Origin of the sequence: Hymenobacter arizonensis (genome assembly GCF_900115775.1) — a bacterium.
In the GTDB taxonomy this organism is placed as follows: Bacteria; Bacteroidota; Bacteroidia; order Cytophagales; family Hymenobacteraceae; genus Hymenobacter; species Hymenobacter arizonensis.
Window position 1 is genome coordinate 149334 of sequence record NZ_FOXS01000005.1, and the last position, 15999, is coordinate 165332.

A 15999-nucleotide genomic window follows, 5' to 3' on the forward strand; every position below is an offset into this window, starting at 1 on the left:
CGGCCTGGGTGGGGTTGAAGGTGGCGTTGGAGCTTTGGCCATAGGAGCCGTTGTAGTAGCTGATGTCGGGGCCGAACAGTATTTGGTTGAGGTCGCCGCTGGTGGAGTTGTTGCCGGGGTTGGGGTTGAAGTTCTGCCAGTTTTTGGAGAAGCGGCCGCGGCGCGCCAGGTAGTTAGCGGCGGTTTCGTCCACGGCAGCCGTGGCGTAGCTCACGTAGCGAAAGTTCTTGTACTTGCTGGTGGTGCCGTCTTCCCAGGCAGCGGGGTCTTGCCCACCCGCGCCGGTCGAGGAGCCTGCGCCGTCGTTGTGGTTCAGCACGATGTCCTGCACTACGTCGATGCCGTTGGCGTGCAGAATAGCCACGCCGCGCAACAGCTCATCCTTGTTGCCCACGCGGGTGTTCAGGAAGCCTTTCTGGTATTTGTCGCCCAGGTCGTAGTTATCGAAAGGGGAGTAGCCGTTGCCCTGGTTGCTGTTTTTGATGGAGGGCGGCATCCACACCGCGTCGATGCCCATGGCTTTGAGGCGCGGGGCCAGGTCAGCGATGTAGTTGGCCCAGCCATTGGGGTAATTGGCATTCCAGTAGTCCCACCAGAAGCCCTGGAGCACGACTTGTTGAGCACGGGCCGCTTGGTTGCCCAGGCCCAACAGCACCGCAAGGAGTAGTAAGCGCTGGGTCGTTCGGCGGAAGAATGAGAAAGGAGTAGCGTGTTTCATGCGTGGGAATTAGGGTTTGTGAAAAAAAGAAGAAAGCCGTGCTGATGCAGCATCGCGCTCAATGGGGCAAGGGTGCTGCATGCAATTAATTATTAATGCTTTATATGGCCAGTAGTGCTGTAATTCGACGAGGTGCGACGGATGAGCTAGTACGTGCGTCGCAAGTGTAATATTTATACTATAGAAGTTTTTAATAGCATGCGGAGCTCTTTGCCACAATATTGTCTATGGGCGTTGCGAGTGGTGCTTAGCAGCCACTGCTGCCAGAAACTTTCGGGTCGCTGTTCCAACTCGAAAACCAGTTCGGATGCAAATCCAGATGTACTTTCAGGCAATGTTTGCCTCTGCCCAGACTCCCGTAGCCCCGCCAATTGCCAAACCTATTTCCTGGCGTCTCTTCGCTTCCGTAGTCGTTATGGCCGCTGCCCTATGCGGCTGCCAGCTTCGGGCCGATGATATTCACTCTAGCCCCAGCGTGTTGCCGGTTACCACAGTTTCTGTGACCAGTCCCACCACCGTCATCTTGCCCGATTCGCTGGCGCTCACCCCAGTGCCGGACTTGCCGCAGGTGCCCGACACGCTGCGCCGCGCCATTCGGCGCCTGCACGCCGCCCTGGGCCCGGCCGCTGCCGACCTACGCCCCACAGTGTTGGAGCAGGCCTGCGTGGGCTACCTCACCTTGCATCCCACCGGCCGCATCGAGCGCGCCGGCCTGCTGGCCGTGGCCGACATGGACCTGCCCAATACCGCCAAACGCCTCTGGGTGCTCGACCTGCGCAAAGCCCGTGTGCTGCATCACAGCCTGGTGGCCCACGGCGAAGGCTCGGGGCAGCTGCGGGCCACGCGGTTTTCCAACCAGGAAAAATCGGCTTGCACCTCGCTGGGGTTCTATCGCACGGCCGGTACCTACGATGGCATTCACGGCTACTCGCGCCGCATCGAGGGCCTCGACAAGGGGCAAAATTCCAATGCGTTTGACCGCTACGTGGTGCTGCATGCGGCGGACTATGCTAGTCCCAAGTACATAGAGCAGCACGGGCACCTGGGGTACAGCCGCGGTTGCCCAGCCCTGCCACCCGAGCAGTTCAAAGAGATAATTGCCACGGTGCGAGTGGGCAGCATGCTGCTTATCAGCGGTCCGGGGCTGGCTTCGCGCTGGCTCGATGGGCAAGCGGCTGGGCGGCGCTTTTTGGCCCGGGGCTGGGAATAATTGGGTGGCTGGGGCGCCGGCCCTGACTCGACCGCCCAGGGCCAAAAGGAATCATTTGCTCTTGGGAGCCGTTTGAAAACCAGCCACCCGACGGACAACCACGTATAAGGTTGAAAATCAAAGGCTGCTTTTGAACTCCTTTGGTTCTGATAGCCACTCAGCTAACACCTAGAAACCATGCACCAGACCAGCGTAATTCAGCGCAAACGTAAGATGCTGCGGGCCCGCGTGGCGCGTCGTGTACTGCCCTTTCTGGCGTCGTTGTTCATGGCCACGCCCCTCGCAGCGCCCGTGACCAAGTCGATGGCTGGCAGCACTGGCAACGAGATGCGCATGCCCAATTCATTTGTTTCGCCCGAGGTTGTTTTCGAGCAAAAGCTTCGCGCTACCTACAACGCCATCGGCGCCGAGCAGCAAGGTTTGAAGTTCGAAACCTTCGCCAAGGCCATGACCGGCTACCTCAACCTGCGCGAAGCCGGCCGCTTGGCCGAGGATAAGCAGTTGCTGACCGTAGTCGACTTTGACCTGCCCTCGACCGAAAAGCGCCTGTGGGTATTCGACCTGGCTACTAACCAGACCAAGTTTCACACCCTGGTAGCTCACGGCCACAACTCCGGCGAAAACGAGGCCACCAACTTCTCGAACACCGACGCCAGCAACATGAGCAGCCTGGGCTTCTATGCCACGAGCAGCGAGTATACTGGTAAGCACGGCCGCAGCCTGCGCCTTGAAGGCCTCGACGAGGGTTTCAACACCAATGCCGCTGCCCGGTCGGTGGTGATGCACGGCGCGGACTATGTTAGTGAAGACTTCATCAAGCAGAACGGCCGCTTGGGCCGTAGCCTCGGCTGCCCCGCCCTGCCCATGGATTTGAAAGATGAAATCATTGAAGCCGTGAACGGCGGTACCTGCTTGTTTATCAATAAGTCCGACGCCGGTTACGATTCGAAGTATTTGAACCAGGATGCTGCTGTTGCGGCCCTGGTATCGTCAGGCAACCTAGTCAATCAGAGTTAGCCAACGAAAATTGTTTCAAAAGAAAAGGCCCGGATGACTCATCCGGGCCTTTTCTTTTTTGAATAGATTAGTAAGGTCAGGCCTTAAGAAAAGCACGTTCCCTTGTCCTAGGCTACAGCTAACTACAGCTTCACCCCAAACTTCTTGCCCACAACTTCTAAGTCTTGCACCACGGCTTCAAGCAGCGGAATGCCGTCGAGCAGGCGGTGCGCGGCCATTTCTCGCTCTGGGTCGCCGGGAATAAGCACCTTTTTGCCCTCCACGGCCTGGGCATTGCGGAAAGTGGTAATCCAGTTGTCCATGTGTGCTTTAAACTCCTCGGCGGGCCGGAACGCATCGACGCGCATGGCGCCGAAGAAATGGCCCAGGCCTTGGCCCACCGGATTGGCTGAGGGCTGCAGGAACGCCACAAACGGCGGCACCCACGGCCCGTAATTAGCCCCGGAAAGCACGGCCGAGAAAATGTCCACAATGCTGCCCAGCGCGTAGCCTTTGTGCGAGCCGGTGGCGCCGCCCAATGGGAGCAGCGCGCCGCCGTTTTTCACCGCATTGGCATCGGTCGAGGGCTGGCCGTCGGCGGTTTGGGCCCAGCCTTCGGGCAGGGGCAGGTTTTTGCGTTGGGCGATTTCCAGCTTGCCGTTGGCGGCGGTAGTGGTGGCCATATCGACCACAAAATCGGGCTGCTCGCCGGCGGGCACGGCCACGGCAATAGGGTTGGTGCCGAGCAGGCGGTCGAGCGAGTGGGTGGGCGCCACCAGTGGCGAGGCGTTGGTCATGGCCACGCCTATCATGTCATGGGCCAGGGCCAGCATGGCGTGGTAGCCCGCAATGCCGAAGTGGTTGGAGTTTTTGACCGATACCCAGCCCGTGCCCACTTGCTGGGCTTTTTCGATGGCTACGCGCATGGCTTTAGGCCCCACCACCAGCCCCAGCCCGCCGTCGCCGTCGACCACAGCAGTGCTGGGCGTCTCGTAGGTCACGCCCACCCGGGGAGTGGCATTGATGCGGCCGGCTTCCCAGAGGCGCACGTAGCCCACCAGCCGCGCCACGCCGTGGGAGTCGATGCCGCGCAGGTCGGCTGAGAGCAGCGTTTCGGTGGCCAGGGTCGCGTCGTCTTCGGGGCAGCCCATGCTGCGGAAGATGCCTTCGGTGAAAGCGAAAAGCTGGGTGTAGGAGAAGGTCATGAGGAGAGGTTACGCAGTGAGCATTTCGGCCAGCAGCCCTTCTTTCAAAGCATAAGCAGACGTGCGGATGCGCTTGATACCGGAGATGCCCAGCACGAAATCAATCAGCACGCTCGCCACCACCAGCATATCAGCCCGCATGGGCAGGATGCCGGGCAGGGCCACGCGCTGCTCGTGGTTGCTGCTCAGCAGCGAGTGGTAGCTTTCCTGGAAGCTGGCCAGCCGCAGCTCAGTGTGCGGGGGTAGCTGCGATTCGGTGCGGAGCTCGCCCAGCTGCATGTCGGCCAGGCTGTCGAAACTGCCCGACGCCCCGACCAGGCTCACCGGCTTGTAGTGCTCGATTGCGGCCATGAGGGGCGCCAGCACCGTGCCCAAATACTGCTGCTCGGCGGCTACCGCGGCCGCCGGCATAATGCCTTCGGGCTCCGGAAAAAACTGGTCGAGCAGGCGCTGAGCACCAATCTCAAAGCTCTGCTTCCAGAAAATGGTGGCTTCGTCGGCAATGATAAATTCCACCGAGCCGCCGCCAATGTCCACGAGAAGGTGCGGCTCGGAGCCCAGCGGCACGGCCTGCCGAATGCCGGCGCAGATAAGCTCCGCCTCGCGCGAGCCAGGAATCACATCGACCCTGATGCCGGTTTGCTCGAAGATGTCGCGCACCAGCTCGGGCCCGTTGCTGGTGACGCGCATGGCGCTGGTAGCCGTAGCGCGGATTTCGGTGACTTCGTGCAGCTCAATTTCTTCCTTGAAGCCGGCCAGCGTGTGCAGGGCCCGGGCATAGGCCTCGGGCGAGATAATGCCCTTGCTGATGCCGCCTTCGCCCAGGCGCACGCCCGCTTTGGTGCGCAGCAGCGGCACCGGCTTGTCGCCCGGGGTAGCTGGCATTTCCACGATGAGCAGGTGGAAGGTGTTCGTGCCTAAGTCGATGAGCGCAAGGCGGCGATGGGCGTGAGCGGTGTGCATGGTGTAGCGGAAAGAAAAAACTCCCCTCCTTATTTAAGGAGGGGACGTTGGCGCGAAAGCGCTAACTGGGGTGGTTGCACTCGTTGAACGACAGCCGAACATCGCAGTATTCCTTGTTCGGGCGTCGTTCAACGAGTGCAACCACCCCCGTCCGAGCCTGCGGCTCGAACATCCCCTCCTTAAAAAAGGAGGGGAGTTGACAGTTCAGTCAAACTTAGTTGGCAAACCGGCAGAAAGTGCCCAGTGGCAGCTTGCGCTGGCCGGCGTCGTGCAAGTAAATCTCGCCTAGCTCCCGGACGGATTTTTGGCCGGGGAAAATGGCGGTGGTCAGATTGTCTAGTATCAGGGCCGAGAAGCCCAGGGAGTACAGGTTCACCACGAAGAAATGGTCTTCGGGGTCGAGCAGCTGCTGGCTGAGCTTCAGCATCTCGTTGAGCTCGTCTTCCAGCTGCCATTTCTCGCCGTTGGGGCCGCGGCCGTAAGCAGGTGGGTCGAGGATGAGGCCCTGGTACTTGCTGCCGCGCTTCACTTCGCGCCGCACGTACTTCATGGCGTCTTCCACTAGCCAACGCACGCCGTCGAGCTGGCTGGCTTCCATGTTGTCGCGAGCCCAGAAGTTGACTTGCTTCACCGAATCGAGGTGCGTGACATCGGCGCCGGCAGCGCGGGCGGCCAGGGTGGCGGCGCCGGTGTAGGCAAATAGGTTCAGCACGCGCGGCTGCTTGGCGCGGCGCAGCCGCGTCTGGTTATAGATGAACTGCCAGTTGGGGTCTTGCTCCGGAAACAAGCCCACGTGCTTGAACGACGACAGGCCCAGCCGAAACTTCAGCTTCAGGCCGTCGGGCCGCTCGTAGGCAATCACCCACTGCTCGGGCATGGCGGGCTTGAGGCGCCACTGGCCTTTTTCAGTAGAGCCGGGGGCGCGGGCAAAGGCGGCATCGGCTTTTTCCCATTCGCGTAGGGGCAGGTGCGGGTCCCAGATGGCCTGGGGCTCGGGCCGGGCCAGCAGGTACTTACCGAAGCGCTCCAGTTTCTGGAAGTTGCCGCAGTCGATGAGTTCGTAGTCGGGCCAGGGCGAAGTGGTGAGGAAATCGTACATAGAGAGCGCAAAGGTAGGGTAGGGCCGATTTGGCAAGGCCCAGCCCGGCGCTTTGGACAGTTGGCGTGGTGAGCAGAAGTGTATAGTTACTCATTCCCAATCCTTAATTCCGCGTTTATGATGCTCGAAAGCACCCGCCTTCTCAACCAAATCCGCCAGGCGTTCGACGGCGAGCCTTGGTCCGGGCCCTCATTGCGGGCCACCCTGGGCGGCCTCACCGCTGCTCAAGCCGCCCAGCATCCGGTGGCGGGAGCCCATAGCATTTGGGAAATTGTCCTGCATATTCCGGTTTGGTCGGCAGTAGTAAGTCAGCGCCTTGCCGGCAACGTGCTGCCGCCGCTCGCTGATTCCGAAGACTGGCCCCCGCAGCCGCAAACCCCAACTGAAGCCGACTGGCAAGCCTCGCTGGCGGCCCTACAGGCGGCGCACGAGCAATTGCTGACAGTCGGCGCCACCGTGGCCGATGGTGCGCTGGACATTCCCCTTGGACCCACTTTTGAAAACTCGGAAGGCCCCGGCTACACGCCATATGTAATGCTGCACGGCGTGGCGCAGCACTACCTCTACCACGCCGGTCAAATCGCCCTGCTCCGCAAGGCAGTAGCGTAGCATCGGGCTTGGCGAAGCGCCACGCAGTGGTGTGGTGTATGCAACCAGACATTGGTATTTGCCTGCCATCTACCGCATGAGAATACCCATTGTCGGGCTGTTGCCGTACAAATGGAGATGTTCAAAATCCGTAAAGACCCTGAATTGCCAGCTTGGGTGTTTTTGGCCCTGCGCCTGGGCTCGCTGCTAGCCGTGGCCATCGTTGCCGCCATAGTAGTTAGGTGCACTGGCTACTAACGCCGCATCGCCGCGCCCATAGCTGCTAGTTGGCCCAACAGTTGCCTGGCACCCGGAAACGAACGTTCGGTAACCCAATTCATCCGAATGAGCGTTTATCTCGTTTGTCGAATACTACCGGCCCACCTGCCGGTCACCGCTTGGCTTTATTGACTGCTTATGGCCCTTGCTACCTGGAAAGCTCACTTCTTGGCGTTACTGCTGCTGACGACGGCCTGCTCATCGCCGGCCCAACAACCCGAGGTGATTGTCCAGGATTCGGCCGTGGGGCCGCTTACTCCGCGCCGTGAAGTATCAGAAGCACCCCGCCGGGGCCGAGTGCTCGACCGCAACGACTCGGTGCTGGTGGCTACGCGGCCCGTGTATCTGCTCACGCTGCCAGTTCGCCCGCCGCTCGATTCTATGGGGCTCAGCCGCCTGCTTGGCTGGCGCGACAGCACCTTGTGGCATCGGATAGCTGCGGCCCTGCCCTACGAAGGCGCCCGGCCCAAAGCGGGCGTCAAGCTGCTGCTTACCAATGCCGAGGCCGAAAAAATTCGCAAGCGCCAGCGCGAGTGGCCTATGTTAATCCTGACGCAGCAAACCCTGCGCACCTACACCACCGGTTCGGCGGCCAGCATCTTGGGCTATTCCGCCGAGCAGGCGCAGCCCTTCCTGAGCGCCGCCCAACGCTACCGGCGCGGCCGGTTCTACCGCCTGCGCAACGGCGGCGTCGAAACCTATTACAACGGCCTGCTGAATGGCCGCCGGGGCGCCCGCCACCCGCTCCTCGACACGCTGGGGCAGGAGCACGGCACTTGGGCTCCCGACACCGCGTTTCAGCAGGGCCAGGACCTGCACCTGAGCCTCGATACCAAGCTGCAGGCCTATGCCGAAAGCCTGCTCGGTGGCCGCAAAGGCTACCTCGTCGCCCTCGACCCGCGCACCGGCGAAGTGCTGTGCGCCGTATCGGCGCCCACCTTCGCGCCTGGCACCCTCACCGCGCCCGACCGCGCTGGCGCCCGCCAAAAGCTGTTGTATCATGAAGACATGCCCCTGCTCAACCGCCCCGCCACCCTGGCCAACCCGCCCGGCTCGGTGTTTAAGCTGGTGAACGCGGCGGTGGCCCTGCAGCTGGGAGCCATTCAGCCCACCACTTCGTTTCGCTGCGACCAGTCGCTCATCAATTGCGTGCACCACCACCCACCGGGCAAAAATCTCACCGTAGCCCTGCAATACAGCTGCAATCCTTATTTCTACCAGGTGATGCGCAAGCTCATTGAGCGCGTGCCCGACAGCCTGGCGGCTGATACCGTAGCGGCCCGCCACGCTAACCTGGCCGCGTGGCAGCGCTACGCCAAGTCGTTCGGGCTCGATACGCTGCTCGGCGTCGATGTGCCTCGCGAACAGGCAGGCTTCTTGCCCACACCTGCCTACTACGACGAGCGCCGGCGCACCCACAACTGGAAGTTTCGGTCCATCTACTCCCTGAGCGTAGGCCAGGGCGAAATCAACCTCACCGGCATGCAAATGGCCAATATGATGGCCATCATCGCCAACCGAGGCTGGTACTACACCCCGCATTTTGTGCGCAGCGTCGGTGCCAATGGCCCGTTGCCCCGCTTCACCGAAAAGCACTACACCCTTATCGATAGCGTCCACTTCGAGGCCCTGGTGCCCGGCATGATGGCCGTGATGCACCGCGGCGGCACGGCCGAAACCTCCAGCCTGGCCGATGTGGGTATCGCCATCGCTGGCAAAACCGGCACGGTGCAAAACGACGAGGGCGACGACCACGCCACCTTCGTAGGCTTCGCCCCAGCCGACAACCCCCAGATTGCCATTGCCGTGTACCTCGAAAACGCCGGTTTTGGAGCCACGGCCGCCGCGCCAGTTGCGGCATTGGTTATTGAAAAATACCTGCGGGGTAGCATTGCCCCACGTCGCAAGCGGAAAGAGCAGCGTATGCAATACAGCACCTACCGCTACCAACGCGAGCAGCGATAAGCGCGGCAGTTGGCTGTTTAGGCGAGCGGGCGAAAGAACCTAAAAGCTGGTGGCCAGCATGACACCGTACTGAAAGCCGGGGCCACTTTTCTTCACCCCGCGTATTTCGCCATCGTACCAGTACGCGCCTATTTCCGGCAGCAGCGAAATATTGGGCGTCAGGTCTTTTTTGAGGCCGAAAGACGCTCCGGCAATGTTGACGAAGTTCTGCCTGGCGCCTTCCGGGGCGCTGGGAATGGCCAGGTTCACGTAGCGCCCCATCACGGTGAAGTGTGTCGTCTCGTTGGTGTTGTAGGTGGCCAGCAGTGCAGCGTTGGGGCTGTAGGCATAGCGGGAGCTGTTTTCGATGAGCACGTGGGCGCCGCCGGCCCCCAGCACCACGGCCAGGTCGACCTTGCTTTCCGGCTTGGTGAGCCAAAACTTAGCGTCCAGATTGACGCCGAAGCCGGGGCCGACCGTGGAAAAAGGCAACGGAATGGGCGCCAGGCGCAGGCCAACGTCCAAGTGCTCGGCCAGGCCGTAGCGGAAGCCGGCGTGGGGGATGGTGAAGAAAGCGCTGGTCAGGCTCGGGTCGCCCAGAAACACTACCTGCCCGCCCAGCCCGGCCGCAAACCCGATGCGCTTGCGCGGCATAGTTCGCGCCGTGCCGAAGTTCACCACCCAGAAACCGAAAGAATCGAGGGGCAGCAACCCGGCAGATAACAGCAGGAGCATCGCCGTGAGGCGGGAAAAAACGGGCGCAGCTTTCGCCGCACCGGAGGCATTACGCGGTGAGTAGAAGTGAAAATTCATAAAGCAGGAGAGTTAAAAAAAGAGTTTTAGCTAATAGATATGGGGCCCGCCGACGGTCAGGTAATCAGGCCCAGGGCCTGCAGGCCGTAGCCGAGCGCCGCCCCGCCCAGCACCAGCCAGGCCGAATTTATTTTGTAGCGCAGCAGCAGTATGGTACTGGCCACCGCCAGCGCCACCGTGGGGCCGTCTACCACGGCCGTGCGGGCCAGCGTGAGCGAGACCGCCGCCATCAGGGCCCAAGAGGCGGCGTTCAGCCCGTCGAGAAACGCGCCGGCCAGCGGCGACTCCCGCAGCCGCTCCACCAGCTTAATGCTGAGGCCCACAAACAGGAAGGCCGGCAGGAAGATGCCCGCCGTGGCCACCAGCGCCCCGCGCCAGCCCAGCAGCGTGTAGCCCACAAAGGTGGCGGTGGTGAACACGGGTCCCGGCGTCACCTGGCCCACCACTACGGCGTCGAGCAGCTGCCCGTGGCTGAGCCACTGAAAGCGCTGCACCAGGTCGGCGTCCAGAAACGCCAGCAGCACGTAGCCGCTGCCGTAGAGCACCGACCCGATTTTCACAAACGACAGCCCCAGCGGCAGCAGCCCCAGCGGCGCGGCCGTGGGGCCGGCCGGTTGCACGCCCAGCAGCAGCGGCAGCAGCGCCAGCGCGCCCACCGCCCCGAGCAGCAGGAGCAGGGCCGGTGGCAGCGTTTTGTGCTCCAGCGTGGGCCAGCGCCGCGCGCCTATGGCCGCGCCCGCTGCGAAGAGCAGCAGCAGCTCATTTACGCCTAGTAGGCTAAGCGCCAGCGCGACCAATGCCAGCAGCTGCAGCGGCCGGGTTTTCAGGGCCGAGCGGCCCAGGCTCCAGAGCGCTTGCCCCACTACGGCCACCATCACGGGCTTCACTCCGTAGAGCACCCCGGTTAGCGCGGGCAGCGTCCCAAAGCGCACGTAGGCCCAGGCAAAACCCATCACAATGAGCATGGCCGGCAGGATAAAGCAGCTGCCCGCCACCAGCAGCCCGGCCCAGCCGCGCCGCTCGTAGCCGATGTGAATGGCCAGCTCGGTGGAATTGGGGCCGGGAATGAGGTTGGTGGCGCTCAGCAAATCCAGAAACCGCTCCTGGGTTAGCCAGCCGCGGCGGCGCACCACTTCTTCTTCCAGCAAGGCGATGTGGGCGGCCGGCCCGCCAAAAGCAGTGCTGCCCAGGCGCAGAAACAGCGCCGCCAGCTCGCCCAGCGAGGTACGCGGGGCGCCGGCCGTCGGGCTACGCATGGCGTAGGCCGGCGGTCAGCTGCCGGTCGACCGACCAGCGCCCCCCGCCTTCAATGAGCAGAAAAACCGAGCCCAGCAGCATGGCCCAATCGGTGCGGCTGCCGTGCAGCAGCTCCCAGAAGCCCTCGGTGGCAAATACCTGGGCTTTGGTGGTAGCCAGTGCCACCAGCATGATGATGAGTAAAGGGAGGCTGGCCAGCCGGGTAAAGAGCCCCAGTAGCACCAGCAGCCCGCAAACGGTTTCGAACCCGCCCACAAAAGTGCCCAGGAACTCGGGCGCCGGCAGCCCAATCTTGGCGAAGCGGCCGGCGCCGCGGGAGGCGGGCAGGATAAACTTTTGCAGGCCTTCGGTGAAGAACACTAGGCCCACCATCAGGCGGATGAGCAAGGTGGTGGCGGCAGCGTCGGTGCGTAAGAAGCGGGAGAGCATAAGTTGATATCAATTGGCGATAAAGCGACTGGGCAGCTCGCGTTTCAAGCCGTGGCGAATCGTGGGCTTCGTTTATCGGTTTTCGGCAGCCTTCCGCCCTGCGGCCGGGACAACCAAAAGCAAGCACCTGCCCAAAGCCGCAAACAAAAGTCCGGCAGCGCGCTTATTTCTGCCAGTACAAAAACGCGCATTACTGGTATAATACGGAAGCCTAGCCCGACTCGCGGGCTTCCCAGTTGTTTTCCTTTCCTGCCTATTTTATGCGAAATGCCCTGCCCGAAGCGCCCGAAGTTCCCATCAAGGACAAGCGCGGCCCCCGCAACGAATGGGTGTGTCGCCGCATGCGCGAGGTCATCAAAACCACTTCCCCGCACGGCCACGCGCATTATTTCGAGCTGATTTACCTGACGCAGGGCGGCGGCAGCCACACCATTGATTTTCACACCTGCCCGGTGGGCCCGCAGCGCTTCTACCTGGTGCGGCCCGGCCAGGTGCATCACTGGGAGCTGACCCAGGTACCCAAAGGCTATGTGCTGCTGCTGAGCGAAGACCTGGTGGCCGACAACCCCCTAGCCGGATTGCTGCGCGAAGACAGCCTAGGCGCCACCGGGCCGGTGCAGGACCACGCCGACGAGATTGCGGCACTTTTTGAGCGCATTGAACGCGAGAGCGACGCCCCCGCCCCCGACAGCGCCCAACTGGTGCGCTCTTACCTGCAGGTGCTGCTCTCGCTGCTGGTGCGTGAGCAAGCCGCTGCGCCCGCTTCCCGCCCGCCCGAGCCGGAACAGGTGCAGGTTTTTCGCCGGCTGCTGGAAGCCGATTACCGTCGCCGTTTTTTGGTGCATGACTACGCGGCCCAGCTCCGCATTACCCCGCGCTACCTCAACCAGCTGTGCCAGCAGGCACTGGGCACCACGGCCGGGGAGCTCATTGCGCGGCGGCGCCTCACCGAGGCCCGGCGCCTGCTGGCCTACACCCAGCGCACGGTGGCCCAAATAGCCTTCGACCTGAGTTTTAGCGACCCGTCGCACTTCGGCAAGTTTTTTCGGAGCCGCACCGGGCAGTCGCCTCGGCAGTTTCGAAGCCAAGGCTCCCGGCGCGAACAGCTGTAGGCTCGGAAGGGCGGGTGCGCAGCCCGGACAGCGAAAAACTTATCCTGCCAGCAAGGTTGTTCTGCGTAGCACGGTTATTCAGGCGAATCTTTGTAGTTACATCCGGTAAGCCTGCTCACGGCCAACCGTCGCCAACCCCCGTAGTTTCCCAAAGATGACTTTCCATAAATACCAAGGCACCGGCAACGACTTCGTCATCATCGACGACCGGGCCATGGAGTTCGACGAAACCGACCACGCCTACATTGCCCGCCTCTGTAACCGTCGCTTCGGCATCGGCGCCGACGGCCTCATGCTACTCCGTGACCTCACCGGCTACGATTTCGAAATGGTGTACTTCAACGCCGACGGCCGCCCCAGCTCCATGTGCGGCAACGGCGGCCGCTGCCTCGTGGCCTTTGCCAAGTACCTCGGCATTATCGAAGACACCGCCCATTTCCTGGCCATCGACGGCCCCCACGACGCCAAGGTCGAAGACGATGGCACCGTGCGCCTGAAAATGATAGACGTGGCCCCGCCCCAAGAAGCCGAAGTAGGGGCCGTGCCCGGCAGGGAGGACGACGTTTTTCTGCACACCGGCTCGCCCCATCACGTGCACTTCCTCGACCCGGCCGAGGCGCCCAGCCTAGCTGATTTCAACGTCTTCGCCGCTGGCCACGACATTCGCTACGACCAGGCCTACGACCCCGCCGGCACCAACGTCAACTTTGTGGAAGTGCCCGGCGACCCCAGCCAGCCCTGGCCCGTGCGCACCTACGAGCGCGGCGTGGAAGACGAAACCCTAAGCTGCGGCACGGGCGTGACGGCGGTGGCGCTGGCCGCCAGTGGCCGCGGTGCGCAGTCGCCGGTGCGCCTGCGCACGCCCGGCGGCGACTTGGAAGTGTCCTTCGACAAGCGAGCCGACGGTGGGTTCAACAATATTTGGCTGAGCGGGCCGGCCGTGCGCGTATTTGGCGGAGTGCTGGAGTAGGGAACGGTAGAAGGCTTGTAAAAAAAATAGGAGAATAGAAGCATTGCGGTTTGGGTTTGGGTTGCTAAATTGCTCGATTTTAGCAACAGAGGACTATTTAGCCTAATTCTATATTCTACCTGTTTTATGAATAAAAAAATACTCGCTCTTGGCGCGGCCCTGTGCTTGCCACTCACGGCCGCCTTTGCCCAGCAAACCCCCAAGCCCATTGCGCGCCACCTCGTATATGCGTCGGCTTTCGAAGAAGCGGCCCTGAATGCAGCCGAACCCGCCACGGAAAAAAGCCGCCTTGCGCAACTACTAGCCATCAAACCCGGCGCCAATGAGGCCCAGTTGGCGCACGCCACCACGGTGCTGGCCAACGTGTATGCGCAGGTAGATGCCACCCGGCCCGAAGGCAAATCCCTGGCCAAGCGCGTGCGCACCATTTTCGACATCGTGCACAAGGACTTCCTCTCCAAGTACGAAGACAAGGCTACGTTTGACCAAACCATTTCGTCTGGCGTGTACAACTGCGTGAGCGTTTCGGCGCTGTACTCCCTGATTTTTGAGCACTATCGCATTCCGTACGCCATCAAGCAAAAGCCCACCCACGTGTACGTGGTGGCTGACCCTGAAGGCAGCAACATTCTCGTGGAGGCCACCGACCCTCAGGGCGGTTACTTCTTGCCCGATGCGCGCTTCAAAAAGGCCTATGTAGAGTACTTGGCCGAACATAAGCTGGTGAGCCAGGAAGAGGTAGCCCGGCTGGGCACCGAGGAAGTTTTCAAGCAAAAATTTCAGGCCGACAAAACCATCAGCCTGACCCAGCTCATTTCACTGCAGTATTACAACAAAGGCGTGCTGGCCCTTACCGAAGAAGCGCCCGAGGAAAGCTACCAGGCCCTGCAAAAGGTCGAGAAGTTGTTCCCCGCCGTCGAAACCAAGTACTTGCTGCTCGAAAGCCTGCGCCACCGGCTAAGCGGCATTAGCTATTCCAAAATAGAAGAAGTGGAATTGCTTGCGGATTTTTATGCCCGCCAGCCCGGCACCAAGTTTCGCGACGAGGCGGTCAACGACTTCCGGGTGCTCACTCAGAAGTTTCTCTCGACAAAGGCGACACCGCCACCTACCGCGGCGTCTACAAAGTCTTTCAGACCAGCGTGGCCGATTCGAGCACACGGGGCGCTATTTCATTTGTCTATTACATGCAGCGGGGGCGCATAAAAATGTTGCAGCAAAACAACACGGCTGCCTTTCAGCTGCTCATGCGCGCCTACCATTTCAATCCGGCCAGCGCCGACCTGCAGGGTTTGGTTAATGCCTTGGTGCGGGAAGAAAACAGCCGCAGCGGTGGCGGCATTCGCATGTTGGGCAGCTTGGATTTGTTTGCGTACGAAAACCCGCAGGAGAAGAGCAGCCCGCTGCTGCAGCAAGCCTACCTGTTTACCTACGGCCGCGCGGCCTTCGACTACTTTGCACAAGGCAAGCGCACCGAAGGAAAGAAATACCTCACCCTGTTTGAGCAGGCCCGCGCGCACAAAGACGCCTCCATTGAAAACGAAGTGGTAGCCAACGTGTACCTGGCCGCTTGCCTGGCGTCGGGCCGAGCCAACGATGTGGTCAGCGCCAAAGCCTATGCCCGCAAAGGCCTGGCATTCGAACCCAACAACCAAGACCTGAAACGCATAGCCGCCTTGCGGTAGTTTTCGTAAGGGACTTTGCCCAGGTTTGGGCGTTTGTGCTATGCTCTATCTGCGCGCCCTCGAGCCCGAAGACCTTGATTTCCTATTCTCCTTGGAGAACGACCCGGACATCTGGGGCGTGTCGGACACAATGGGCCCCGTGTCCAAACACGCACTGCGTGAGTATTTGACGCACGCTACGGCCGACTTCTACGTAGTGAGGCAATTGCGGCTCGTGGTTACTACTGAAATTAGCAGCGCGCCGGTTGGCGTGGTCGACCTGTTTGAGTACGACCCGCTGCACCAGCGGGCCGGAATTGGCATCACCATTTTAGCCAGCCACCGGCGGCACGGCTACGCCCGGCAAGCGCTGGAACTGCTCAAAGTTCATGCCCGCCAGGTGCTGCGCCTGCACCAAGTGTATGCCACGGTGGGTGCTGGTAATGGCCCTAGTTTGAGGTTGTTCCGGGCCGCGGGGTTCCGGCGGGTGGGCACGCGCCACCAGTGGCTGCGGACTCCCAGCGGCTGGGACGATGCCGTGGAATGGCAGTGCCTACTATAGTGTATTTACGCGTTTTCCCGGAGGCTTGGTATTTATACTTAGCATTAAAGAATTTAATGCGTGGCCTGTTAGCAAAGTAAGCTCAACCATATCCTTCGCCCTAACGGGTCCGTATAGGGTGGCAAGCGCCCCGGTCGTCTATCCTGTTGCTATTCCGGAGCGGCGCGAAATCTTATCTTCTTGTTGATTT

At 61.5% G+C, this 15999-nt stretch carries 15 protein-coding genes and 1 pseudogene; 9 read left to right on the forward strand and 7 right to left on the reverse strand.

Annotated elements, in window-relative coordinates; genetic code table 11:
- Positions 1 to 313: 313 nt before the first annotated feature.
- Positions 314 to 718: pseudogene (locus BMZ66_RS26575) on the reverse strand (hypothetical protein); the annotation flags it as partial.
- 415 nt (positions 719 to 1133) lie between these two features.
- Between BMZ66_RS26575 and BMZ66_RS17265 the strand changes: the two are divergent.
- Both BMZ66_RS17265 and BMZ66_RS17270 read left to right on the forward strand, forming a co-directional pair.
- Positions 1134 to 1928: a murein L,D-transpeptidase catalytic domain family protein gene (locus BMZ66_RS17265; RefSeq protein WP_177204779.1), complete on the forward strand. Its 795-nt coding sequence runs from the start codon at positions 1134 to 1136 to the stop codon at positions 1926 to 1928.
- A 177-nt stretch (positions 1929 to 2105) separates the two neighbouring features.
- Entirely contained in the window at positions 2106 to 2945 is an 840-nt protein-coding gene (locus tag BMZ66_RS17270; RefSeq protein ID WP_092676521.1) for a murein L,D-transpeptidase catalytic domain family protein, read from the forward strand.
- Positions 2946 to 3067: 122 nt separating this feature from the next.
- Here BMZ66_RS17270 and BMZ66_RS17275 read toward each other — a convergent pair whose 3' ends face one another.
- From BMZ66_RS17275 to BMZ66_RS17285, 3 genes are all read right to left on the reverse strand, one after another.
- A complete protein-coding gene (locus BMZ66_RS17275) occupies positions 3068 to 4129 on the reverse strand; it encodes an Ldh family oxidoreductase (RefSeq protein WP_092676524.1) in 1062 nt (353 codons plus the stop codon).
- A gap of 9 nt (positions 4130 to 4138) precedes the next feature.
- Entirely contained in the window at positions 4139 to 5092 is a 954-nt protein-coding gene (locus BMZ66_RS17280) for a Ppx/GppA phosphatase family protein (RefSeq protein ID WP_092676527.1), read from the reverse strand.
- A 214-nt stretch (positions 5093 to 5306) separates the two neighbouring features.
- A complete protein-coding gene (locus tag BMZ66_RS17285) occupies positions 5307 to 6191 on the reverse strand; it encodes a class I SAM-dependent methyltransferase (RefSeq protein WP_092676530.1) in 885 nt (294 codons plus the stop codon).
- 117 nt (positions 6192 to 6308) lie between these two features.
- On the opposite strand from BMZ66_RS17285, the gene BMZ66_RS17290 reads away from it, so the two are divergent.
- Both BMZ66_RS17290 and BMZ66_RS17295 read left to right on the forward strand, forming a co-directional pair.
- On the forward strand, positions 6309 to 6800 hold the full coding sequence (locus tag BMZ66_RS17290) for a DinB family protein (RefSeq protein ID WP_092676533.1): 492 nt from the start codon (positions 6309 to 6311) through the stop codon (positions 6798 to 6800).
- Positions 6801 to 7196: 396 nt separating this feature from the next.
- On the forward strand, positions 7197 to 9023 hold the full coding sequence (locus tag BMZ66_RS17295; RefSeq protein WP_092676536.1) for a peptidoglycan D,D-transpeptidase FtsI family protein: 1827 nt from the start codon (positions 7197 to 7199) through the stop codon (positions 9021 to 9023).
- Positions 9024 to 9062: 39 nt separating this feature from the next.
- Here the strand turns inward: BMZ66_RS17295 and BMZ66_RS17300 are convergent, their stop codons facing one another.
- From BMZ66_RS17300 to BMZ66_RS17310, 3 genes are read right to left on the reverse strand one after another with little or no spacing between them, the layout of a single operon-like run.
- The gene (locus tag BMZ66_RS17300) at positions 9063 to 9815 is read right to left on the reverse strand and encodes a hypothetical protein (RefSeq protein WP_092676539.1); all 753 of its coding nucleotides are present in this window, start codon (positions 9813 to 9815) and stop codon (positions 9063 to 9065) included.
- A gap of 56 nt (positions 9816 to 9871) precedes the next feature.
- On the reverse strand, positions 9872 to 11071 hold the full coding sequence (chrA, locus tag BMZ66_RS17305) for a chromate efflux transporter (protein WP_092676542.1): 1200 nt from the start codon (positions 11069 to 11071) through the stop codon (positions 9872 to 9874).
- Positions 11064 to 11501: a DoxX family protein gene (locus tag BMZ66_RS17310; RefSeq protein ID WP_092676545.1), complete on the reverse strand. Its 438-nt coding sequence runs from the start codon at positions 11499 to 11501 to the stop codon at positions 11064 to 11066. The genes chrA and BMZ66_RS17310 overlap by 8 nt, the downstream gene beginning before the upstream one ends.
- Positions 11502 to 11761: 260 nt before the next feature.
- Here BMZ66_RS17310 and BMZ66_RS17315 point away from each other — a divergent pair, with 260 nt between their 5' ends.
- From BMZ66_RS17315 to BMZ66_RS17335, 5 genes are all read left to right on the forward strand, one after another.
- Positions 11762 to 12613, forward strand: a complete 852-nt coding sequence (locus tag BMZ66_RS17315) for a helix-turn-helix transcriptional regulator (RefSeq protein WP_143080260.1) — start codon at positions 11762 to 11764, stop codon at positions 12611 to 12613.
- 154 nt (positions 12614 to 12767) lie between these two features.
- Positions 12768 to 13583, forward strand: coding sequence for a diaminopimelate epimerase (dapF, locus tag BMZ66_RS17320; RefSeq protein WP_092676551.1), 816 nt, complete (start codon positions 12768 to 12770; stop codon positions 13581 to 13583).
- 126 nt (positions 13584 to 13709) lie between these two features.
- On the forward strand, positions 13710 to 14789 hold the full coding sequence (locus BMZ66_RS17325; protein WP_092676554.1) for a hypothetical protein: 1080 nt from the start codon (positions 13710 to 13712) through the stop codon (positions 14787 to 14789).
- Between the two features lie 2 nt (positions 14790 to 14791).
- The gene (locus BMZ66_RS17330; RefSeq protein WP_092676557.1) at positions 14792 to 15268 is read left to right on the forward strand and encodes a hypothetical protein; all 477 of its coding nucleotides are present in this window, start codon (positions 14792 to 14794) and stop codon (positions 15266 to 15268) included.
- 40 nt (positions 15269 to 15308) lie between these two features.
- A complete protein-coding gene (locus BMZ66_RS17335; RefSeq protein WP_092676561.1) occupies positions 15309 to 15809 on the forward strand; it encodes a GNAT family N-acetyltransferase in 501 nt (166 codons plus the stop codon).
- Positions 15810 to 15999 lie beyond the last annotated feature (190 nt).